Source organism: Enterobacter sp. SM3, assembly GCF_009811935.2.
GTDB lineage: Bacteria > Pseudomonadota > Gammaproteobacteria > Enterobacterales > Enterobacteriaceae > Enterobacter > Enterobacter asburiae_D.
The window spans coordinates 907,705-930,880 of sequence record NZ_CP099971.1; the positions used below are offsets into that span (position 1 = coordinate 907,705).

At 54.1% G+C, this 23,176-nt stretch carries 21 protein-coding genes; 17 read left to right on the forward strand and 4 right to left on the reverse strand.

From position 1 onward, the window contains the following. Positions 1-111: 111 nt before the first annotated feature. Both degP and GVO84_RS04140 read left to right on the forward strand, forming a co-directional pair. A complete protein-coding gene (degP, locus tag GVO84_RS04135) occupies positions 112-1,548 on the forward strand; it encodes a serine endoprotease DegP (protein WP_024907518.1) in 1,437 nt (478 codons plus the stop codon). Positions 1,549-1,694: 146 nt separating this feature from the next. Next, positions 1,695-2,852: a CdaR family transcriptional regulator gene (locus GVO84_RS04140; protein ID WP_159515553.1), complete on the forward strand. Its 1,158-nt coding sequence runs from the start codon at positions 1,695-1,697 to the stop codon at positions 2,850-2,852. Positions 2,853-2,987: 135 nt separating this feature from the next. Here the strand turns inward: GVO84_RS04140 and GVO84_RS04145 are convergent, their stop codons facing one another. From GVO84_RS04145 to map, 4 genes are all read right to left on the reverse strand, one after another. Beyond that, on the reverse strand, positions 2,988-3,374 hold the full coding sequence (locus tag GVO84_RS04145; RefSeq protein ID WP_014168696.1) for a DUF3461 family protein: 387 nt from the start codon (positions 3,372-3,374) through the stop codon (positions 2,988-2,990). 111 nt (positions 3,375-3,485) lie between these two features. Then, positions 3,486-4,310 (reverse strand): 2,3,4,5-tetrahydropyridine-2,6-dicarboxylate N-succinyltransferase, encoded by an 825-nt coding sequence (dapD, locus tag GVO84_RS04150; RefSeq protein WP_008501915.1) that lies wholly within the window; start codon positions 4,308-4,310, stop codon positions 3,486-3,488. 32 nt (positions 4,311-4,342) lie between these two features. Then, complete coding sequence (gene glnD, locus GVO84_RS04155) at positions 4,343-7,018, reverse strand: bifunctional uridylyltransferase/uridylyl-removing protein GlnD (RefSeq protein WP_121425061.1); 2,676 nt, start codon at positions 7,016-7,018, stop codon at positions 4,343-4,345. A gap of 63 nt (positions 7,019-7,081) precedes the next feature. Next, on the reverse strand, positions 7,082-7,876 hold the full coding sequence (gene map / locus GVO84_RS04160; protein ID WP_023310454.1) for a type I methionyl aminopeptidase: 795 nt from the start codon (positions 7,874-7,876) through the stop codon (positions 7,082-7,084). A 321-nt stretch (positions 7,877-8,197) separates the two neighbouring features. Here map and rpsB point away from each other — a divergent pair, with 321 nt between their 5' ends. From rpsB to rnhB, 15 genes are all read left to right on the forward strand, one after another. Continuing rightward, positions 8,198-8,923 (forward strand): 30S ribosomal protein S2, encoded by a 726-nt coding sequence (gene rpsB, locus GVO84_RS04165; RefSeq protein WP_003856207.1) that lies wholly within the window; start codon positions 8,198-8,200, stop codon positions 8,921-8,923. A 117-nt stretch (positions 8,924-9,040) separates the two neighbouring features. Continuing rightward, entirely contained in the window at positions 9,041-9,892 is an 852-nt protein-coding gene (gene tsf, locus GVO84_RS04170; RefSeq protein WP_014882627.1) for a translation elongation factor Ts, read from the forward strand. Between the two features lie 150 nt (positions 9,893-10,042). Beyond that, positions 10,043-10,768, forward strand: coding sequence for a UMP kinase (gene pyrH, locus GVO84_RS04175; protein ID WP_008501910.1), 726 nt, complete (start codon positions 10,043-10,045; stop codon positions 10,766-10,768). Between the two features lie 167 nt (positions 10,769-10,935). Beyond that, entirely contained in the window at positions 10,936-11,493 is a 558-nt protein-coding gene (gene frr, locus GVO84_RS04180; protein WP_023334573.1) for a ribosome recycling factor, read from the forward strand. A 95-nt stretch (positions 11,494-11,588) separates the two neighbouring features. Then, a complete protein-coding gene (gene ispC / locus GVO84_RS04185) occupies positions 11,589-12,788 on the forward strand; it encodes a 1-deoxy-D-xylulose-5-phosphate reductoisomerase (protein WP_121425062.1) in 1,200 nt (399 codons plus the stop codon). Positions 12,789-12,974: 186 nt separating this feature from the next. Beyond that, positions 12,975-13,733: a (2E,6E)-farnesyl-diphosphate-specific ditrans,polycis-undecaprenyl-diphosphate synthase gene (ispU, locus tag GVO84_RS04190; protein ID WP_024907522.1), complete on the forward strand. Its 759-nt coding sequence runs from the start codon at positions 12,975-12,977 to the stop codon at positions 13,731-13,733. Between the two features lie 12 nt (positions 13,734-13,745). Then, complete coding sequence (gene cdsA / locus GVO84_RS04195; RefSeq protein WP_023310457.1) at positions 13,746-14,603, forward strand: phosphatidate cytidylyltransferase; 858 nt, start codon at positions 13,746-13,748, stop codon at positions 14,601-14,603. An 11-nt stretch (positions 14,604-14,614) separates the two neighbouring features. Then, positions 14,615-15,967 (forward strand): sigma E protease regulator RseP, encoded by a 1,353-nt coding sequence (gene rseP, locus GVO84_RS04200; protein WP_023310458.1) that lies wholly within the window; start codon positions 14,615-14,617, stop codon positions 15,965-15,967. Positions 15,968-15,996: 29 nt separating this feature from the next. After that, on the forward strand, positions 15,997-18,405 hold the full coding sequence (gene bamA / locus GVO84_RS04205) for an outer membrane protein assembly factor BamA (RefSeq protein WP_159515554.1): 2,409 nt from the start codon (positions 15,997-15,999) through the stop codon (positions 18,403-18,405). A 122-nt stretch (positions 18,406-18,527) separates the two neighbouring features. Then, positions 18,528-19,022 carry a molecular chaperone Skp gene (gene skp, locus GVO84_RS04210; RefSeq protein WP_045907838.1) on the forward strand — a complete coding sequence of 165 codons (495 nt, stop codon included), beginning with the start codon at positions 18,528-18,530 and terminating at the stop codon, positions 19,020-19,022. 3 nt (positions 19,023-19,025) lie between these two features. Continuing rightward, positions 19,026-20,051 carry a UDP-3-O-(3-hydroxymyristoyl)glucosamine N-acyltransferase gene (lpxD, locus tag GVO84_RS04215; protein ID WP_032644136.1) on the forward strand — a complete coding sequence of 342 codons (1,026 nt, stop codon included), beginning with the start codon at positions 19,026-19,028 and terminating at the stop codon, positions 20,049-20,051. Between the two features lie 102 nt (positions 20,052-20,153). Continuing rightward, the gene (gene fabZ / locus GVO84_RS04220) at positions 20,154-20,609 is read left to right on the forward strand and encodes a 3-hydroxyacyl-ACP dehydratase FabZ (RefSeq protein ID WP_010426706.1); all 456 of its coding nucleotides are present in this window, start codon (positions 20,154-20,156) and stop codon (positions 20,607-20,609) included. A gap of 3 nt (positions 20,610-20,612) precedes the next feature. Then, positions 20,613-21,401 carry an acyl-ACP--UDP-N-acetylglucosamine O-acyltransferase gene (gene lpxA / locus GVO84_RS04225; RefSeq protein ID WP_023310462.1) on the forward strand — a complete coding sequence of 263 codons (789 nt, stop codon included), beginning with the start codon at positions 20,613-20,615 and terminating at the stop codon, positions 21,399-21,401. Beyond that, on the forward strand, positions 21,401-22,549 hold the full coding sequence (lpxB, locus tag GVO84_RS04230) for a lipid-A-disaccharide synthase (RefSeq protein ID WP_121425064.1): 1,149 nt from the start codon (positions 21,401-21,403) through the stop codon (positions 22,547-22,549). The genes lpxA and lpxB overlap by 1 nt, the downstream gene beginning before the upstream one ends. Next, the gene (gene rnhB, locus GVO84_RS04235) at positions 22,546-23,142 is read left to right on the forward strand and encodes a ribonuclease HII (protein WP_063145194.1); all 597 of its coding nucleotides are present in this window, start codon (positions 22,546-22,548) and stop codon (positions 23,140-23,142) included. Before lpxB ends, rnhB begins: the two co-directional genes overlap by 4 nt. The last annotated feature ends 34 nt before the right edge of the window (positions 23,143-23,176 follow it).

Consider the following 23,176-nt stretch of genomic DNA (forward strand, 5'->3'; position numbering starts at 1 on the left):
GGCCAATAAATTTTTACCTTTTCCATAAACTTATCGCCGGAACTAAGCGGTATAAAACGAATCTGAGTTACACAGCAATTTTGCGTTACCTGTAAATCGAGATTGAGAAACATGAAAAAAACCACATTAGCAATGAGTGCACTGGCTCTGAGTTTAGGTTTAGCGCTGTCTCCTCTGACTGCTACTGCAGCCGAGACCGCGTCGTCGGCAGCAACCGCGCAGCAGATGCCAAGCCTGGCACCGATGCTCGAAAAAGTGATGCCATCGGTGGTGAGTATTAACGTTGAGGGCAGTACGACCGTCAATACGCCGCGCATGCCGCGTAACTTCCAGCAGTTCTTCGGCGACAACTCGCCGTTCTGCCAGGACGGTTCGCCATTCCAGAGTTCACCGTTCTGTCAGGGCGGTGGTGCAGGGGATGACAGCCAGGGCGGCGGCCAGCAGCAGAAATTCATGGCGCTTGGCTCGGGTGTGATTATTGATGCGGCGAAAGGCTATGTCGTCACCAATAACCACGTTGTCGATAACGCTAACAGCATCAAGGTTCAGCTGAGCGATGGCCGCAAGTTCGACGCCAAAGTGGTGGGTAAAGACCCGCGCTCCGACATCGCGCTGATCCAGATCCAGGATCCGAAAAACCTGACGGCGATTAAAATTGCCGACTCTGACGCGCTGCGCGTGGGCGACTACACCGTGGCGATCGGTAACCCGTTCGGTCTGGGTGAAACCGTGACATCCGGTATCGTCTCTGCGCTGGGTCGTAGCGGCCTGAATGCTGAGAACTATGAAAACTTCATCCAGACGGATGCGGCGATCAACCGCGGTAACTCCGGCGGTGCGCTGGTAAACCTGAACGGTGAGCTGATCGGTATCAACACCGCGATCCTGGCACCGGACGGCGGCAACATCGGGATCGGCTTTGCTATCCCAAGTAACATGGTGAAAAACCTGACCGCGCAGATGGTCCAGTATGGCCAGGTGAAACGCGGCGAGCTGGGTATCCTCGGGACTGAGCTGAACTCCGAACTGGCTAAGGCGATGAAAGTTGACGCCCAGCGCGGGGCATTCGTCAGCCAGGTGATGCCGAATTCCTCCGCGGCGAAAGCGGGCATTAAAGCGGGGGATGTGATCACCTCCCTGAACGGTAAGCCGATCAGCAGCTTTGCCGCCCTGCGTGCCGAAGTGGGTTCAATGCCGATTGGCAGCAAAGTGACCCTCGGCCTGCTGCGCGACGGTAAGCCGGTTAACGTGAGCCTGGAACTGCAGCAGAGCAGCCAGAATCAGGTGGATTCCAGCACTATCTTCAGCGGTATTGAAGGTGCTGAGATGAGCAATAAAGGCGCAGATAAAGGCGTGGTGGTGAACAACGTGAAAGCGAATTCACCGGCAGCCCGTATCGGCCTGAAAAAAGGCGATGTGATCATGGGCGCTAACCAGCAGCCGGTGAAGAACATCGCTGAACTGCGCAAGATCCTCGACAGCAAGCCTTCCGTGCTGGCGCTGAATATCCAGCGTGGTGACACCTCGCTTTATCTGCTGATGCAGTAATCCTCTAAAGCCCCTGTTCGCAGGGGCTTTCTCTTTTCTGTGATTCTTGCCACAACTCCATACTTCTCCCTCTCTCTTTGTGCATTCGCCCAATGCAGCCGTCGCTGAACTTCCCTATGCTTGAGCTCTGCTCACGGGAGGGTTCTATGGCTGGCTGGCATCTTGATACCAAAATGGCGCAGGATATCGTGGCGCGCACCATGCGCATCATTGATACCAATATCAACGTGATGGATGCCCGCGGGCGCATTATTGGCAGCGGCGATCACGAGCGTATTGGGGAATTGCACGAAGGTGCGCTGCTGGTGCTTTCCCAGGGGCGGGTCGTGGATATCGACGATGCGGTAGCGAAACACCTGCACGGCGTCCGTCAGGGCATCAATTTACCGCTGCGCCTTGAAGGCGAGATTGTGGGGGTAATCGGCCTGACCGGCGAGCCGGAGTCCTTGCGTAAATACGGTGAGCTGGTCTGTATGACGGCAGAGATGATGCTGGAGCAGTCTCGCCTGATGCACCTGCTTGCCCAGGACAGCCGCCTGCGTGAAGAGCTGGTGATGAACCTTATTCAGGCGGAAGAGCACACGCCGGCGCTCAGCGAATGGGCGCAGCGTCTGGGGATCGATCTCAACCAGCCGCGCGTCGTGGCGGTCATTGAGGTCGATAGCGGCCAGCTTGGCGTCGACAGCGCGATGGCCGAACTGCAGCAGCTGCAAAATGCGCTGGCGACGCCGGAGCGCGATAACCTGGTGGCGATCGTTTCTCTGACGGAAATGGTGGTGCTCAAACCGGCGCTTAACGCGTTCGGCCGCTGGGATGCAGACGATCATCGTCGTCGCGTGGAGCTGCTTATCTCCCGGATGAAGGAGAATGGTCAGCTGCGTTTTCGCGTTGCGCTGGGCAACTACTTTACCGGGCCGGGCAGTATCGCCCGCTCCTGGCGTACCGCGCGCACCACCATGATGGTGGGCAAGCAGCGGATGCCGGAGAGCCGCAGCTATTTCTATCAGGATCTGATGCTGCCGGTGCTGCTCGACAGCCTGCGCGGCGGCTGGCAGGCCAATGAGCTGGCGCGACCGTTAGCGCGTCTGAAAGCCATGGATAATAACGGCCTGCTGCGCCGGACGCTGCAGGCGTGGTTCCGCCATAACGTGCAGCCGCTGGCGACCTCGAAGGCGCTGTTTATTCACCGCAATACCCTGGAGTATCGGTTAAACCGGATTTCGGAGCTGACGGGGCTGGACCTGGGGAATTTTGACGACAGGCTGCTGCTGTATGTGGCGCTGCAGCTGGACGAGCAGAGATGATGCTTTTTGCCGGGTGGCGGCTTCGCCTTACCCGGCCTACATGCTGAGTGCGGTCTGGTGCCCTCACCCCATCCCTCTCCCACGGGGAGAGGGCGCAAACACTAAAAACGGCAATCAAGGATTGCCGTTTTGCTTTTATTTCCGCGTTAATTTCTCAAGATCCGCTTCAATCTCGCTGATCTTATTCGTTACAACGCTTTCAAGGTGACGCAGATCGTCAAGGATCTTACGCTTGAGATCGACTTCGGTGCGGTCGCGCTGGCAGATCTGATCGAGTTCATCGATCACGTAGCGCAGGTTAGGGCTGATTTCCTGTACTTCTTTGTATCCCTGTCCTACGCCGTCAGCAACAACGGTCTTACGCTGGCGTGGATATTTAAACTTCACGCTTTTGGCGAAAAACTCTCCTTTGTCCTTGTGAAAATAGATTTTCAGAATATCGTTATTGGCTTCCTGACGGAGGCTGTAACGATCAATTTCATCAGGATTGGTAATGCCCAGACTTTTCAGATTATCGTACATAGCGGTACCCTTGATCTCAACATAACCTTTGAATAATTAACGAAAAAATCTATTTTCGCCACCCTCAGATATAAAAAAAGCGGGGTTGCCCCCGCTTTTTGTTATACCCGATTAATCGATGGTGCGCAGCAATTCGTTGATGCCTACTTTACCGCGCGTTTTCGCATCCACTTTCTTCACGATAACCGCACAGTACAGGCTGTATTTGCCATCTTTTGACGGCAGGTTGCCGGAAACCACCACGGAGCCCGCCGGAACGCGACCGTAGTGAACTTCGCCGGTTTCGCGGTCGTAAATACGGGTGCTCTGACCGATGTAAACGCCCATGGAGATCACGGAGCCTTCTTCCACGATCACGCCTTCAACCACTTCAGAGCGCGCGCCGATGAAGCAGTTGTCTTCGATGATGGTCGGGTTGGCCTGCAGTGGCTCCAGAACACCACCGATGCCCACGCCGCCGGACAGGTGAACGTTTTTACCGATCTGCGCGCATGAACCGACAGTCGCCCAGGTGTCAACCATGGTGCCTTCGTCAACGTAGGCACCGATGTTCACGTAGGATGGCATCAGCACGGTGTTGCGCGCGATGAATGCGCCCTGACGCACTGCCGCAGGCGGTACCACGCGGAAACCTTCTTTCTGGAAACGCGCTTCGTCGTAGTCAGCGAATTTCATAGGGACTTTATCGAAGTAGCGGCTTTCAGCTCCGTCGATAACCTGGTTATCGTTGATACGGAAAGAGAGCAGCACGGCTTTCTTCAGCCATTGATGAGTGACCCACTGACCGTCGATTTTTTCTGCCACGCGCAGCGCGCCGGAATCCAGAAGGGAAATCACCTGGTTTACCGCTTCACGGGTCACGGTATCCACATTTGCCGGGGTAATCTCGGCGCGACGCTCAAAAGCGGACTCAATAACGTTCTGTAACTGCTGCATTGTTTACTCTTTCCATTTCACTAAAAAACATATCACCCTTTATCGTTTGGATTGAGGGCTGCTGTCAACCGTTGTTGCACTTCAAGCTGCAGGTCATTATTAAGGGCACGCCGGTCCGCTGTCGCGATTATAAATAAATCTTCTACTCGCTCGCCAATCGTTGTAATTCGGGCCCCATGGAGCGAAATTCCCAGATCGGCAAAAACCTGGCCGACGCGGGCGAGCAGCCCCGGCTGGTCGAGCGCGATCAGCTCCAGGAACGATTTACGGTCGGTGTGGGTCGGCAGGAAATTGACCTCGGTATCGACGGTAAAGTGGCGCAATTTTGCCGGCTGGCGACGCGGCTGCGGAGGCTGCCAGCTGCGCTGGGTAATCGCCTGCTCCAGACCAAAACGTATCCCTTCATGCCTGTCCGACGAGAGCGGGCTGCCGTCCGGCTCAAGCACGATAAAGGTGTCCATCGCCATGCCGTCGCGGGTAGTGAAAATCTGCGCGTCGTGTACGCTCAGGTTACGCCTGTCCAGCTCGGCGCAGACCGCAGCAAACAGATAAGGCCGGTCCGGGCTCCAGATGAAAATCTCCGTCCCGCCGCGGGTGGCCTGCGGGCTCAGGAGGATCATCGGCTGGGACAGATCGTGCTTCAGCAGGTGCCGCGCGTGCCACGCAAGCTGGTTTGGGCTGTGGCGGACAAAATAGTTGGCGCGGCAGCGGGCCCAAATCTGATGCAGCGCCTCTTCATCAATGTTGTCCATCCGCAGCAGCGCCAGCGCCTGCAGCTGGTGATGACGCACGCGCTCGCGCATGTCCGGGGTGTTTTGCATCCCGCGACGCAGCTGTTTTTCGGTCGCGAAGTACAGCTCGCGCAGCAGGCTCTGCTTCCAGCTGTTCCACAGCGTTTCGTTGGTGGCGCAGATATCGGCTACCGTCAGGCAGACCAGATACCGCAGGCGGTTTTCCGTCTGAACCACTTCCGCGAACTGCTTGATCACCTCAGGATCCTGAATGTCACGACGCTGCGCGGTGACCGACATCAGCAGGTGATGGCGCACCAGCCAGGCCACCAGCTGCGTTTCACGCGAGTTCAGACCGTGCAGTTCGGCAAATTTCAGCACATCCTGCGCGCCCAGCACCGAATGGTCACCGCCGCGACCTTTGGCGATATCGTGGAACAGGGCGGCAATCAGGATCAGTTCCGGATGGGTCAGGCGCGGCCACAGCTCCACGCACAGCGGGTGGCGGGAGCGCGTCTCTTCTTTCGCAAAGCTTTCCAGCTTGAGCATCACGCGGATCGTATGTTCATCCACCGTGTAGGCGTGGAACAGATCGAACTGCATTTGCCCGACAATGTGCGACCACTGCGGCATATAGGCCCACAGCACGCTGTGGCGGTGCATCGGCAGCAGCCCGCGGCTGACGGCGCCCGGGTGGCGGAGCATGCTCAGGAACAGCGAGCGCGCTTCCGGGATATAGCACAGCGGCTGCGTCAGATGGCGGCGCGCATGGCGCAGATGGCGCAGGGTGGTGGAGTAGATCCCGGTGATGGTGCTGTTGCGCACCATGGTATAGAACATCCTCAGGATCGCTTCCGGCTCGCGGATGAACAGCGTTTCGTCGCGCAGATCGATAAGCGTGCCGCGCAGCTGGAATTCGTCATCAATCGGGCGCGGTTTCTCGTCCGCCGTCAGGGCCAGAATGGCCTCATCGAACAGCTGCAGCAGCATCTGGTTCAGCTCGGTCACCCGGCGGGTGACGCGGAAGAAATCCTTCATCATGTGCTCAACCGGCTCGTTGCCTTCGCCCTGATAATTCAGGCGCTGCGCCACGCTGAGCTGGCGGTCAAACAGCAGACGGTTATCGTAGCGGGTGACTTCCAGATGCAGGGCAAAACGGATGCGCCACAGCAGGTGCAGGCACTCGTTAAGCTCGTTACGCTCTGCCTCGGTTAAGAAGCCGAAGCCGACCATCTCGTCCATCGAGGTGGCGCCAAAATGGCGGCGGGCGACCCACTGTAGGGTATGGATGTCGCGCAGCCCGCCGGGGCTGCTTTTTATATCGGGCTCAAGATTATAGCTGGTGCCGTGGTAGCGCTGGTGGCGCTGGTTTTGCTCCTCGACCTTCGCGGCGAAGAACTTTTCTGACGGCCAGAAGCCGTCGCTGAAGATGTGTTTCTGCAGCTCCAGAAACAGCGCGACGTCGCCAATCAGCAGGCGGGTTTCAATCAGGTTGGTGGCGACGGTCAGGTCCGATAACCCTTCCAGCAGACACTCTTCCAGGGTGCGCACGCTGTGGCCGACCTCCAGCTTCACGTCCCAGAGCAGCGTCAGCAGTTCGCCAATTTTTTGCGCCTGTTCGTCCGGCAGCTTTTTGCGGCTTAAGATCAGCAGATCGATATCGGAAAGCGGATGCAGCTCACCGCGGCCATAGCCCCCGACGGCAACCAGCGCAACATCACTGATTTGCCCAAACCCGTAATCGATCCACAGGCGCTGCAAGAGCTGGTCGATAAATTCGGTGCGCGCTTCAATGAGCTGCTCGGCCGACACGCCCGCGTCGAACGCGCTGCCCAGCCAGCGATGGAAAACATCCATATGGGCTTTAATATGCGCGCAGGTCAGCTCGTGCGACGGCCAGACGCCCGGGTTATCGGGCTGGTCGGGAAGGGTGGGAAGTGCTGTGTTAGCATACTGTTCGGGTAAAAGATTACTCATCGTGCGCCACCCATAAGAAAAAGCTATAGCCATTAAAAAAGCCGGCATTTGCCGGCTTTTTTATCATTCATCGTGCGTCAGTATCGCCGGGATGGTGTCATCCTTGCGCAACGTCATAATTTCGCAGCCGTTGTCCGTTACCACAATAGTATGCTCGTACTGCGCAGACAAGCTTCTGTCTTTGGTTTTCACCGTCCAGCCGTCTTTCATGGTGCGGATGCGGTAATCACCCGCGTTGACCATCGGCTCAATGGTAAAGGTCATGCCTTTTTGCAGCACCACGCCGCCGTCATCGGCATCATAGTGCAGGACCTGCGGCTCTTCATGGAAGACGCGACCAATGCCGTGACCGCAGTACTCGCGCACCACGGAGAAACCTTCTGCTTCCACAAACTTCTGGATTGCCGCACCGATGGTACGCAGGCGAATACCCGGTTTAACCATTTTCAGCGCCAGGTAGAGGCTCTCTTGCGTCACTTTGCATAGACGCTCGCCAAGAATAGTCGGCTTGCCAACGATGAACATTTTTGAGGTGTCACCGTGGTACTCGTCTTTAATGACGGTCACGTCGATGTTGACGATGTCGCCATCTTTCAGCAGTTTTTCGTCGTCCGGGATGCCGTGGCAAACCACTTCATTAATAGAGATGCAGACGGATTTCGGGAAACCGTGGTAGCCGAGGCAGGCGGAAACCGCGTGCTGCTCGTTCACGATATAGTCGTTACAGATACGGTCCAGTTCACCGGTGCTGACGCCCGGCTTCACGAACGGTTCGATCATTTCCAGCACTTCCGCGGCCAGACGACCGGCGACGCGCATCTTTTCAATTTCTTCAGGTGTCTTAATAGAGATAGCCATGTAATCTGTCCATCGGTGTCGATTTTTTCGACAATACTAGTCTAAGTGTCGTCAATGGTATCAGTCAGGCACACCCCGTGCCAAATTGAGAATCATTAACAGCACACTCCGCCAACAACTGTTGGTTTCTGGTCGTGTTTTGTGGTATAAAGCGCGCCGGACTTCCGATCCATTTCAGATACACAGGCTGGACGGAAGCGACAAATCTCACTTTGTGTAACAACACACACGTATCGGCACATATTCCGGGGTGCCCTTCGGGGTCGGTAATATGGGATACGTGGAGGCATAACCCCAACTTTCAATATAGAGGTTTTAAACATGGCAACTGTTTCCATGCGCGACATGCTCAAGGCTGGTGTTCACTTTGGTCACCAGACCCGTTACTGGAACCCGAAAATGAAGCCTTTCATCTTCGGCGCACGTAACAAAGTTCACATCATCAACCTTGAGAAAACTGTACCAATGTTCAACGAAGCCCTGGCTGAGCTGAACAAGATCTCTTCCCGTAAAGGTAAGATTCTGTTCGTTGGTACTAAGCGCGCTGCAAGCGAAGCTGTGAAAGATGCTGCTAACAGCTGCGACCAGTTCTTCGTGAACCATCGCTGGTTGGGCGGCATGCTGACCAACTGGAAAACTGTTCGTCAGTCCATCAAACGCCTGAAAGATCTGGAAACCCAGTCTCAGGACGGTACTTTCGACAAGCTGACTAAGAAAGAAGCGCTGATGCGCACTCGTGAACTGGACAAGCTGGAAAACAGCCTGGGCGGTATCAAAGATATGGGCGGCCTGCCAGACGCGCTGTTCGTAATCGATGCAGACCACGAGCACATCGCAATCAAAGAAGCTAACAACCTGGGTATCCCGGTATTCGCTATCGTTGATACCAACTCCGATCCGGACGGTGTTGACTTCGTTATCCCGGGTAACGACGACGCAATCCGTGCTGTTAGCCTGTACCTGAGCGCTGTAGCTGCTACCGTTCGTGAAGGCCGTTCCCAGGATCTGGCTTCTCAGGCGGAAGAAAGCTTCGTAGAAGCTGAATAATAAGGTTTTACCCCTTATTAGTACCGTGTATGAATAGGGGCCCATTACCGGCCCCTTTTTTCAATTTACACTGTTTGGCCCCCGGCCGGGCAGTTCACATCTCCCGAGGATTTAAGAATGGCTGAAATTACCGCATCCCTGGTAAAAGAGCTGCGCGAGCGTACTGGCGCAGGCATGATGGATTGCAAAAAAGCGCTGACTGAAGCGAACGGCGACATCGAGCTGGCAATCGAAAACATGCGTAAATCCGGTGCGATCAAAGCAGCTAAGAAAGCAGGCAACGTTGCTGCTGACGGCGTGATCATCACTAAGATCGACGGCAACTACGGCATCATTCTGGAAGTTAACTGCCAGACTGACTTCGTTGCTAAAGATGGCGGTTTCCAGGCATTTGCTAACAAAGTTCTGGACGCAGCTGTTGCGGGTAAAATCACTGACGTTGAAGTTCTGAAAGCACAGTTCGAAGAAGAACGTGTTGCGCTGGTTGCTAAAATCGGTGAGAACATCAACATCCGTCGCGTATCTTCTCTGGAAGGCGACGTTCTGGGCTCTTACCAGCACGGTGCACGTATCGGTGTTCTGGTTGCGGCTAAAGGCGCTGACGAAGAGCTGGTTAAACAGCTGGCTATGCACATCGCTGCAAGCAAACCAGAATTCGTTAAGCCAGAAGACGTGTCTGCTGAAGTGGTAGAGAAAGAGTACCAGGTTCAGCTGGACATCGCGATGCAGTCTGGTAAGCCAAAAGAAATCGCAGAGAAAATGGTTGAAGGCCGCATGAAGAAATTCACCGGCGAAGTTTCTCTGACTGGCCAGCCATTCGTAATGGACCCAAGCAAGTCTGTTGCTCAGCTGCTGAAAGAGCACAACGCTGACGTAACTGGCTTCATCCGCTTCGAAGTGGGCGAAGGCATCGAGAAAGTTGAGACTGACTTCGCAGCAGAAGTTGCTGCAATGTCTAAGCAGTCTTAATGATTGAAAAGGAGCCGCCTGAGGGCGGCTTCTTTTTGTCACCCGTCACAGGAAATCAGACAGGCTCCAGTATCGCTGTGCTGATTTGCGGCATATCATGTCGCCAGAATTAACCCCCATCTTAATCGTTGACAGTCTCAGGAAAGAAACATGGCTACCAATGCAAAACCCGTGTACAAACGCATTCTGCTTAAGCTGAGTGGCGAAGCACTGCAGGGATCGGAAGGCTTCGGTATTGACGCAAGCATCCTTGATCGCATGGCACAGGAAATCAAAGAACTGGTCGAACTGGGTATCCAGGTTGGCGTGGTCATTGGCGGTGGCAACCTTTTCCGTGGTGCTGGTCTGGCGAAAGCGGGGATGAACCGCGTTGTGGGCGACCACATGGGTATGCTGGCAACCGTCATGAATGGCCTGGCAATGCGTGATGCACTGCACCGCGCCTATGTGAATGCCCGCCTGATGTCCGCGATTCCGCTGAATGGCGTTTGCGATAATTACAGCTGGGCAGAAGCCATCAGCCTGCTGCGCAACAACCGCGTGGTGATCCTCTCCGCCGGTACGGGTAACCCGTTCTTTACAACCGATTCCGCTGCCTGCCTGCGCGGTATCGAGATAGAAGCCGATGTGGTACTGAAAGCGACCAAAGTAGACGGCGTGTTTACTGCCGACCCGGCAAAAGATCCTTCTGCCACCATGTACGATCAGCTGAGCTACAGCGAAGTGCTGGATAAAGAGCTGAAAGTGATGGATCTTGCCGCCTTCACGCTGGCTCGCGACCACAAACTGCCGATCCGTGTCTTCAACATGAACAAGCCTGGCGCACTGCGTCGCGTGGTCATGGGCGAAAAAGAAGGCACTTTGATCACGGAATAATTTCCGTTGACGACAAATACAGGTAAGATTCCGCTTTATTTTGTAGTGGTATCTTACCCGGGCGCGCCTTTGGCGTTGTCATGAATTAAACGCGACTATACTTAGCACACCTGTAGCGCTGTGCTGGCGGATAGTCTGCCTGAGACAAGTTTTCAAGGATTCGTAACGTGATTAACGACATCAGAAAAGATGCTGAAGTACGCATGGAAAAATGCGTAGAAGCGTTCAAAACCCAAATCAGCAAAATCCGTACTGGCCGTGCTTCCCCAAGCCTGCTGGATGGCATCATCGTAGAATACTACGGTACGCCAACCCCTCTGCGTCAGCTGGCGAGTGTAACGGTAGAAGATACCCGTACGCTGAAAATCAACGTGTTCGATCGTTCTATGAGCCCGGCCGTTGAGAAAGCTATCATGGCCTCTGACCTCGGACTGAACCCAAGCTCTGCGGGCGCTGACATCCGCGTTCCACTGCCTCCACTGACGGAAGAGCGTCGTAAAGATCTGATCAAAGTGGTTCGTGGCGAAGCTGAGCAGGGTCGTGTATCCGTGCGTAACGTCCGTCGCGACGCGAACGATAAAGTAAAAGCGCTGCTGAAAGAAAAAGAGATCAGTGAAGATGACGATCGTCGTTCTCAGGACGACATTCAGAAAATGACCGACGCTGCCATCAAGAAAATTGATGCGGCGCTGGCAGATAAAGAAGCGGAACTGATGCAGTTCTGATTTCTGTCGTACACTGATAAACGCCGTTCAGAGGGACTTCGGGTCTTGCTGGCGGCGTTTTGCTTTTATCTGGTCTAACTTTTTTCGGGCATCTCATGAAGCATTTAACACTCCTCGGCTCAACCGGCTCTATCGGTTGCAGCACTCTCGACGTTGTTCGCCATAATCCTGAACTTTACACCGTGACAGCGCTGGTGGCCGGTAAGAATGTGCAGCGAATGGTCGAGCAGTGCCTGGAGTTTGCGCCCCGCTATGCGGTAATGGATGACGAAGAGAGCGCGCGTCTGCTGAAAGCACAGCTGCGTGAACAGGGCAGCCGAACCGAGGTGCTGAGTGGCCAACAGGCGGCCTGCCAGATGGCGGCGCTGGATGAGGTGGATCAGGTGATGGCGGCTATCGTTGGGGCGGCAGGATTATTGCCCACGCTTGCCGCGATTGATGCCGGTAAGGATGTGCTGCTGGCCAACAAAGAGTCTCTGGTCACCTGCGGACGCCTGTTTATGGACGCGGTGAAGCAGCGCGGCGCGCGTCTTTTGCCGGTCGATAGCGAGCACAACGCGATTTTTCAGAGTTTACCGCAACCTTTTCAACAGAACCTGGGGTACGCTGACCTGGAGCAGAATGGCGTAGTGTCTATTCTGCTTACCGGGTCTGGTGGCCCGTTCCGTGAAACGCCACTGTCTGAACTGCGCGCCATGACGCCGGATCAGGCGTGCCGTCATCCGAACTGGTCGATGGGGCGTAAAATCTCCGTTGACTCAGCCACCATGATGAACAAAGGTCTGGAATACATTGAAGCGCGCTGGTTGTTTAATGCGTCAGCGAAACAGATGGAAGTACTGATTCACCCGCAATCGGTGATTCACTCGATGGTGCGTTATCAGGATGGCAGCGTGCTGGCACAGCTGGGCGAGCCGGACATGCGTACGCCGATTGCCCATTCAATGGCGTGGCCAAATCGAGTGAAGTCCGGCGTGAAGCCGCTTGATTTCTGCAAGCTAAGTTCCCTGACGTTCAGTGAACCAGACTACGACCGCTATCCATGTCTGAAGCTTGCGATGAATGCCTTCGACCAGGGGCAGGCGGCGACGACGGCACTTAATGCAGCCAATGAAATTACCGTTGAAGCATTTCTTAATCAGCAAATTCGTTTTACCGATATCGCGTCGTTAAATTTATCGGTACTGGAGATGATGGATTTGCGCGAACCACAAAGCGTGGAAGAGGTGCTGGCGGTGGATGCAGCTGCGCGTAATATTGCGCGCCAGCAGGTGACACGTCTCGCAAGCTGGTGATAAAGCAAGCACTAGTCGTCGTGCTATTTGTTAGCGTTGGGCTTCAGTGATATAGTCTGCGCCACCTGATCGCAGGTATTTGACTTAATGTGGTCAGGTGAGCCGTGGTTTGACACGGCTTTTTTATGTATAGGCTTCAGTATTCCTGAGTACCGTTAAATCCTTTTCAGGGACAAAAAACGCGTTATGTTGTCTGCGAATCAACCAATAAGCGAAAATTTGCCAGCTCATGGCTGCCGTCATGTAGCAATCATTATGGATGGCAATGGCCGCTGGGCGAAAAGACAAGGGAAGATACGAGCCTTTGGGCATAAAGCGGGGGCGAAATCCGTTCGCCGCGCCGTTTCTTTTGCCGCCAACAACGGCATTGATGCGTTAACGCTCTATGCTTTTAGCAGTGAAAACTGGAATCGACCTCTGCAGGAAGTGACTGCGTTGATGGAATTGTTTGTGTGGGCGCTAGACAGCGAAGTAAAAAGCCTGCACCGCCACAACGTCCGCCTGCGTATCATTGGCGATACCAGTCGTTTTAACTCACGTTTGCAGGAACGGATTCGCAAAGCAGAAGCGCTGACGGAAAATAACACCGGTCTGACGCTGAATATCGCGGCGAATTACGGCGGACGCTGGGATATTATCCAGGGCGTTCGGCATCTGGCCGAACAGGTTCAGGAAGGGCTGTTGAGACCCGACCAAATTGATGAAGAGGCGCTGAGCAAGCAAATCTGCATGAATGAACAGGCGCCTGTGGATTTGGTAATTAGGACAGGGGGGGAACATCGCATAAGTAACTTTTTGATATGGCAAATTGCCTATGCCGAACTTTACTTTACGGATGTTCTTTGGCCCGATTTTGATGAACAAGACTTTGAAGGTGCGCTGCATGCCTTTGCCAATCGAGAGCGTCGTTTCGGCGGCACCGAGCCTGGTGGCGACAAAGCCTGATGGGGGTAGCTTTTGCTGAAGTATCGCCTGATTTCCGCTTTTGTATTAATACCCATTGTCATTGCGGCGCTGTTTTTACTGCCCCCGGTGGGATTTGCTATTGTCACGCTGGTGGTGTGCATGCTCGCCGCGTGGGAATGGGGACAGTTTAGCGGCTTTACCTCGCGCACTCAGCGAGTATGGCTTGCGGTACTTTGTGGCTTTATCCTGGCCATAATGCTGTTTACGTTGCCTGAATATCACCATGATATTCATCAGCCCCTCGTTGCCGGTTCCTTGTGGATATCGTTGGCCTGGTGGGTTGCTGCGCTGTTGCTGGTTCTTTTTTATCCAGGCTCCGCGGCGTTATGGCGCAATTCAAAAGTGCTGCGACTGATTTTTGGTTTGCTCACCATTATTCCTTTTTTCTGGGGTATGGTTGCGCTGCGAGCCTGGCACTACGACGAAAACCACTACAGCGGTGCGATCTGGCTGCTTTATGTGATGATTCTGGTCTGGGGGGCTGACTCCGGGGCCTATATGTTTGGTAAACTGTTTGGCAAACATAAGCTGGCACCGAAGGTTTCTCCGGGCAAAACCTGGCAAGGATTCATCGGCGGCCTGTTTACGGCAGCGATCATCTCCTGGGGCTACGGCGTCTGGGCGAATCTTGAAGTGGCACCGTCAATACTGCTGGTGTGCTCGATTTTTGCTGCGCTTGCCTCCGTGCTCGGTGATTTAACCGAAAGTATGTTTAAGCGTGAAGCAGGGATTAAGGACAGCGGACACCTGATTCCAGGGCATGGCGGTATACTGGATCGCATTGATAGCCTGACAGCGGCTGTTCCAGTGTTTGCGTGTTTGCTTTTACTGGTATTCGGGACGATTTAACGGAAGGTTTTATGCTGAGCATTCTCTGGAATCTGGCGGCGTTCATTGTTGCACTGGGTGTACTGATTACCGTGCATGAATTTGGCCATTTCTGGGTTGCTCGCCGCTGTGGCGTGCGCGTAGAGCGGTTTTCCATCGGTTTTGGTAAATCACTCTGGACGCGCACCGACCGTCACGGCACGGAATTTGTCATCGCCCTTATCCCGCTGGGCGGCTACGTCAAAATGCTCGACGAACGCGTCGAGCCTGTCGCTCCTGAGCTGCGACACAGCGCATTCAACAATAAAACCGTTGGACAACGCGCCGCCATCATTGCTGCCGGACCGGTAGCCAACTTCATCTTTGCGATTTTCGCTTACTGGCTGGTGTTTATCATCGGCGTCCCTGGCGTGCGTCCGGTGGTGGGTGAAATTGCCCCTAACTCCATCGCGGCGAGTGCGCAAATTACATCCGGGATGGAACTTAAAGCGATTGATGGCATCGAAACCCCTGATTGGGATGCCGTGCGACTGCAGCTGGTAGCCAAAATCGGCGATCCGCAGACCACCATCAGCGTATCGCCGTTTGGTTCAGATACGCGTCAGGACAAAGTACTCGATTTACGTCACTGGCGTTTCGAGCCAGACAAAGAAGATCCCGTCGCTGCGTTGGGCATTCGTCCACGCGGCGCGCAGATCGAGCCGGTATTGGCCGAAGTCCAGGCAAATTCGGCGGCGAGCAAAGCGGGTTTGCAAGCGGGCGACAGGATCGTTAAAGTCGATGGTCAACCATTAACAGAGTGGATGACCTTTGTTACTCTGGTGCGCGATAATCCGGGAACGTCTCTCGCGCTGGAAGTTGAAAGGCAAGGCAGTCCGCTTTCGCTGACGCTGATCCCGGATACGAAGTCGGTCGGCAAAAAGGCAGAAGGGTTCGCAGGCGTTGTGCCTAAAGTGATCCCGCTGCCAGATGAGTACAAGACAATACGCCAGTATGGGCCGTTCAGCGCCATCCTTGAAGCCACGGATAAAACATGGCAACTGATGAAGCTGACGGTCAACATGTTGGGGAAATTGATAACCGGTGATGTGAAACTGAACAACCTCAGTGGGCCAATTTCGATTGCTCAGGGGGCTGGGATGTCAGCGGAATTCGGGGTGATTTACTATCTCATGTTCCTCGCGCTCATTAGCGTGAACCTTGGGATAATCAACCTGTTCCCGCTTCCCGTTTTAGACGGGGGTCATCTGCTGTTTTTGGCGATTGAAAAGCTAAAAGGCGGACCGGTATCCGAGCGAGTTCAAGACTTTAGTTATCGCATTGGCTCGATTTTGCTGGTGCTGTTAATGGGGCTTGCACTTTTCAATGATTTCTCTCGGTTGTAAGAGAGTGTTAGGAAGAACGCATAATAACGATGGCGATGAAAAAGTTGCTCATAGCGTCGCTGCTGTTTAGCAGCGCCACCGTATACGGTGCTGACGGGTTCGTAGTGAAAGACATTCATTTCGAAGGCCTCCAGCGTGTCGCCGTTGGTGCGGCCCTCCTCAGTATGCCTGTACGCCCCGGCGATACGGTAAATGATGATGATATCAGTAACACCATCCGTGCTCTGTTTGCCACCGGCAACTTTGAGGACGTTCGCGTCCTGCGCGATGGTGATACGCTGCTGGTACAGGTAAAAGAACGTCCAACGATTGCCAGTATCACTTTCTCCGGTAACAAGTCGGTGAAAGATGACATGCTCAAGCAGAACCTTGAAGCATCCGGTGTTCGTGTGGGTGAATCCCTGGACCGCACAACCCTTTCAGACATTGAAAAAGGTCTGGAAGACTTCTACTACAGCGTCGGTAAATACAGTGCCAGCGTGAAAGCGGTTGTCACTCCGCTGCCGCGCAACCGTGTTGACCTGAAGCTGGTCTTCCAGGAAGGTGTTTCTGCGAAGATCCAGCAGATCAACATTGTCGGTAACCACGCGTTCAGCACCGACGAACTGATCTCCACCTTCCAGCTGCGCGATGAAGTGCCATGGTGGAACGTGGTAGGCGATCGCAAATACCAGAAACAGAAACTGGCGGGCGACCTTGAAACCCTGCGCAGCTACTATCTCGATCGTGGCTATGCGCGTTTCAACATCGACTCGACTCAGGTCAGCCTGACGCCGGACAAGAAAGGGATCTACATTACGGTCAACATCACTGAAGGTGAGCAGTACAAGCTTTCGGGTGTTGAGGTGAGTGGTAACCTGGCGGGGCATTCTGCTGAAATCGAATCGCTGACCAAAATTCAGCCAGGCGACCTGTATAGCGGTTCCAAGGTAACCAAAATGGAAGACAGCATTAAGAAGCTGCTCGGCCGCTATGGTTATGCCTATCCGCGCGTACAGACTCAGCCGGAAATCAATGACGCGGATAAAACCGTTAAGCTGCACGTGAATGTTGATGCGGGCAACCGTTTCTACGTGCGTAAGATCCGCTTCGTTGGTAACGACACCTCCAAAGATTCCGTTCTGCGTCGCGAAATGCGTCAGATGGAAGGCGCATGGTTGGGTAGCGATCTCGTTGATCAGGGTAAAGAGCGTCTGAACCGTCTGGGCTATTTTGAAACGGTGGATACCGATACCCAGCGCGTACCGGGCAGCCCGGATCAGGTTGATGTCGTTTATAAAGTGAAAGAGCGCAACACCGGTAGCTTCAACTTCGGTGTGGGCTACGGTACTGAAAGCGGCGTGAGCTTCCAGGTCGGCGTGCAGCAGGATAACTGGCTGGGTACGGGTTACTCTGTCGGTATTAACGGCACCAAAAACGACTACCAGACCTACTCTGAGTTCTCTGTGACTAACCCATACTTCACCGTAGACGGTGTAAGCCTGGGCGGTCGTATCTTCTATAACGACTTTAAAGCAGACGACGCGGACCTGTCTTCTTACACCAACAAGAGTTACGGTGTAGACGGAACGCTTGGCTTCCCGGTTAACGAATACAACACCCTGCGTGCGGGCTTAGGTTACGTGCATAACGACCTGTCTAACATGCAACCGCAGGTGGCAATGTGGCGTTATCTGGACTCTATCGGCCAGTCAGCGAGTACAACCAGTGATAACAATGGCTTCGCTGCGGATGACTTCACCTTTAACTACGGCTGGACCTATAACCGTCTCGACCGTGGTTACTTCCCAACTGAAGGTTCTCGCGTCAACCTGAACGGTAAGGTGACTATTCCTGGTTCCGATAACGAGTTCTATAAGGTCACGCTGGATACCGCATCCTACTTCCCGATCGATGACGATCATAAGTGGGTTATTCTGGGTCGTACCCGTTGGGGCTATGGCGATGGTCTGGGTGGCAAAGAACTGCCGTTCTATGAAAACTTCTATGCGGGTGGCTCCAGCACCGTTCGTGGCTTCCAGTCCAATAACATTGGTCCGAAAGCGGTCTACTACGGTGGGAACGACAAAGATAACTGTGATAAAGGTGCAGGCCAGCTTTGTAGTTCTGATGATGCTGTAGGTGGTAACGCTATGGGTGTTGCCAGCCTGGAATTCATCACCCCAACGCCATTTATCAGTGATAAATACGCGAACTCGGTCCGTACGTCCTTCTTCTGGGATGCAGGGACCGTGTGGGATACAAACTGGAGCACCAAGGGTATGCCGAGCGATGTTCCAGACTACAGCGATCCGAGCAATATTCGCATGTCTGCCGGTATCGCATTACAATGGATGTCACCGCTGGGGCCGTTGGTCTTCTCTTACGCCCAGCCGTTTAAGAAATACGATGGAGACAAAGCGGAGCAATTCCAGTTTAACATTGGTAAAACCTGGTAATAATCCGCTGCAAAGGAATGCGTTGGCAGTGTAGCGCTGACAACTGGCGATCGGTAACACGGTCGCCTTGCCACGCAAAGAACGGTACCTTCTGGTGCCAATGGGATGGTAAGGAGTTAATTGTGAAAAAGTGGTTATTAGCTGCAGGTCTCGGTTTAGCGATGGCAACTTCTGCTCAGGCAGCAGACAAAATTGCAATCGTCAACATGGGTAATTTGTTCCAGCAGGTTGCACAGAAAACAGGTGTTTCTGCGACTCTGGAAAACGAATTCAAAGGCCGTGCAAGCGAACTGCAGGGTATGGAAAACGATCTTCAGTCCAAAATGCAGCGTCTGCAGCGTGATGGTTCTACCATGAAAGCAAGCGACCGTAGCAAGCTGGAAAAAGACGTAATGGCTCAGCGCCAGACGTTCTCCCAGAAAGCGCAGGCTTTCGAGCAGGATCGTCAGCGTCGTTCTAACGAAGAACGCGGCAAGCTGGTAACTCGCATTCAGACTGCTGTTAAAGCAGTGGCTGCCGATCAGAGTATCGATCTGGTTGTAGATGCGAACGCCGTTGCTTTTAACAGCAAAGATGTTAAAGACATCACTGCTGATGTTCTGAAACAGGTTAAATAAGTAATGCCTTCAATTCGACTGGCTGATTTAGCTCAGCAGTTGGATGCAGAATTACACGGTGATGGCGATATCGTCATCACCGCTGTTGCGTCCATGCAATCTGCTAAAGCTGGCACGATTACCTTCATGGTAAGCCCTAAGTACCGTGAGCAACTGGCTCAATGCCAGGCGTCAGCTGTTGTACTGACGCAGGACGATCTTCCATTTGCCACTGTAAGCGCGCTGGTAGTGAAAAACCCCTACCTGACGTATGCACGCATGGCTCAAATTCTCGATACCACGCCGCAGCCGGCCCAGAACATTGCTGCCAGTGCAGCGATTGATGCGACGGCCCGGCTTGGTAACAACGTCGCCGTTGGCGCGAATGCGGTTATCGAATCCGGCGTTGTGCTGGGCGATAACGTCGTCATTGGCCCTGGTTGCTTCGTTGGGAAAAATACGAAAATCGGCGCCGGGACCCGTTTATGGGCCAACGTATCCGTTTATCATGACGTTGAAATTGGCGAAAATTGCCTCGTCCAGTCCAGCACCGTAATTGGTTCTGACGGCTTTGGTTACGCTAACGATCGCGGTAACTGGGTGAAGATCCCGCAGCTTGGTCGCGTTATTATTGGCGATCGCGTGGAGATCGGCGCCTGTACCACCATTGACCGTGGCGCGCTTGACGACACGATCATTGGCAATGGTGTTATCATCGATAACCAGTGCCAGATTGCGCATAACGTTGTGATTGGCGACAATACCGCAGTTGCGGGTGGCGTCATCATGGCGGGCAGCCTGAAAATTGGCCGTTATTGCATGATTGGCGGTGCGAGCGTGATTAATGGCCATATGGAAATCTGCGACAAGGTGACCGTGACGGGAATGGGCATGGTAATGCGTCCTATCACTGAACCTGGCGTTTATTCCTCAGGCATTCCGCTACAACCCAACAAGGTATGGCGTAAAACAGCAGCTCTGGTGATGAACATTGATGATATGAGCAAGCGCCTCAAGTCTCTTGAGCGTAAGATCGATCAACAAGATTAAGCGTCATCCGTTTAACGCTATTTTTCCCGGCCTGTCGGCTTTCTAATAAACCGGCAGGCCGTGTTATTATTGTTATCAGTACATTTTGACAGGAAGAGTATTTTGACTACTGACACTCATACTCTGCATATTGAAGAGATTTTAGAACTTCTGCCGCACCGCTACCCGTTTCTGCTGGTAGACCGTGTGCTGGATTTTGAAGAAGGTCGTTTTCTGCGCGCAGTGAAAAATGTTTCCGTGAACGAGCCGTTCTTCCAGGGGCACTTCCCTGGTAAGCCTATCTTCCCGGGTGTGTTGATTCTGGAAGCGATGGCTCAGGCTACCGGTATTCTGGCGTTTAAAAGCGTCGGCAAACTGGAGCCAGGTGAGCTGTATTACTTCGCGGGTATTGATGAAGCGCGCTTTAAGCGCCCTGTCGTGCCTGGTGATCAGATGATCATGGAAGTCACTTTTGAAAAAACGCGTCGTGGCCTGACTCGCTTCAAAGGCGTAGCGCTGGTTGACGGCAAAGTTGTTTGCGAAGCGACGATGATGTGTGCTCGTAGCCGGGAGTCCTGATACGTGATTGATAAATCCGCCTTTATTCATCCTACCGCTATTGTGGAAACCGGTGCCATCATTGGCGCTAACGTCCACATTGGCCCGTTTTGTATTGTTGGACCCCATGTCGAAATTGGTGAGGGTACAGTACTGAAATCTCACGTTGTCGTGAATGGTCACACGACCATTGGCTGCAATAACGAGATCTATCAGTTCGCCTCCATCGGCGAAGTTAACCAGGATCTGAAATATGCTGGTGAGTCGACCCGTCTGGAAATTGGCGATCGTAACCGTATTCGCGAAAGCGTCACCATTCATCGTGGAACAGTACAAGGTGGTGGGTTGACGAAGGTGGGCAGCGATAACCTGTTTATGGTTAATGCGCATATCGCGCATGACTGTACCGTGGGTGACCGCTGTATTCTTGCCAACAACGCAACGCTGGCAGGACACGTATCGGTTGATGACTTCGCAATTATTGGCGGCATGACCGCAGTCCATCAGTTCTGCATCATTGGTGCGCACGTGATGGTTGGCGGATGCTCCGGTGTGGCGCAGGACGTCCCACCGTATGTGATTGCGCAGGGTAACCATGCCACGCCGTTTGGCGTGAACATCGAAGGCCTCAAGCGTCGTGGTTTTAGTCGCGAAGCGATTACTGCCATCCGCAACGCGTACAAACTGCTGTACCGTAGCGGTAAAACGCTGGAAGAGGCGAAGCCGGAAATTGCCGAGTTGGCGAATAAGCACCCGGAAGTGAACGCGTTCATGGAATTCTTTGACCGTTCAACAAGGGGTCTGATTCGTTAATGGTCGACAGTCGTCCGCTTACGATAGCCCTGGTCGCCGGAGAAACCTCCGGCGATATTCTTGGTGCCGGTCTCATCCGCGCGCTTAAGGCGCGTGTACCCAATGCTCGCTTTGTCGGCGTTGCTGGCCCGCTGATGCAGGCCGAAGGCTGTGAAGCCTGGTATGAAATGGAAGAGCTGGCCGTGATGGGTATCGTTGAGGTGCTGGGACGGCTACGCCGTTTGCTGCACATCCGTGCCGATCTCACCCGTCGCTTTACCGAACTCAAACCCGATGTGTTTGTCGGTATCGATGCACCTGATTTCAACATTACCCTCGAAGGGAATTTGAAAAAGCAGGGCATAAAAACCATTCATTACGTCAGTCCGTCCGTCTGGGCGTGGCGACAGAAACGCGTTTTCAAAATCGGACGGTCCACTAACCTGGTGCTGGCTTTCCTGCCTTTCGAAAAAGCGTTTTACGACAGATTTAATGTTCCGTGCCGTTTTATCGGTCATACCATGGCGGATGCGATGCCATTGGATCCGGATAAAAACGCGGCGCGCGACGCGTTAGGCATCCCGCATGATGTGCACTGTCTGGCACTGCTGCCAGGCAGCCGCGGTGCCGAAGTGGAGATGCTGAGCGCCGATTTTCTCAAAACAGCGCAAATTCTTCGCCAGACCTATCCCGACCTTGAAGTGGTTGTTCCGCTGGTGAATGCCAAACGCCGCGAGCAGTTTGAGCGCATCAAAGCGGAAGTCGCCCCGGATCTCCACGTCCGTCTTCTGGACGGGAAAGGGCGGGAAGCGATGTATGCGAGTGATGCCGCACTGCTGGCCTCCGGCACGGCGGCGCTGGAATGTATGCTGGCGAAATGCCCTATGGTGGTCGGCTATCGCATGAAGCCGTTCACCTTCTGGCTGGCAAAACGTCTGGTGAAAACGGATTATGTCTCGTTGCCAAACCTGCTTGCCGGGCGCGAGCTGGTAAAAGAGCTGTTGCAGGACGAGTGCCAGCCGCAGGCGCTGGCGGACGCTTTGCTGCCGCTGCTCGCCGACGGCAAGACCAGCCACCAGATGCACGATACCTTCCGCGAACTGCATCAACTGATCCGCTGTAATGCCGATGAGCAAGCGGCGGATGCGGTGCTGGAGCTAGCAAAATGATGGAATTTGTTTATCCTCACACTCGCCTTGTGGCGGGCGTGGACGAAGTGGGCCGTGGCCCGTTAGTCGGGGCCGTGGTGACCGCCGCGGTGATCCTCGATCCGGCTCGCCCGATTATCGGGCTGAACGACTCAAAAAAATTGTCTGAAAAGCGCCGGCTGGCGCTGTTTGGTGAGATTCAGGAGAAGGCGCTGGCCTGGAGCCTGGGGCGCGCTGAACCGCATGAAATAGACGAGCTGAATATTTTGCATGCCACGATGCTGGCGATGCAGCGTGCGGTAGCGGGTTTGAAAATTTCCCCGGAATATGTCCTGATTGACGGCAACCGCTGTCCTGCATTGCCCATGCCTTCAATGGCGGTCGTCAAAGGCGATAGCCGGGTCGCAGAAATTAGCGCAGCTTCTATTATTGCCAAAGTGACGCGCGACGCCGAAATGGCCGCGCTGGACCTCACTTACCCTCAGTATGGTTTCGCCCAGCATAAGGGGTATCCCACACCTTTCCATCTGGAAAGGCTGGCTGAACATGGCGCAACCGAACACCACCGTCGCAGCTTTGGCCCGGTGAAACGCGCGCTGGGACGGGTGTCCTGAATCAATACGCAAGCAAATAAGTAACGCGGAATCT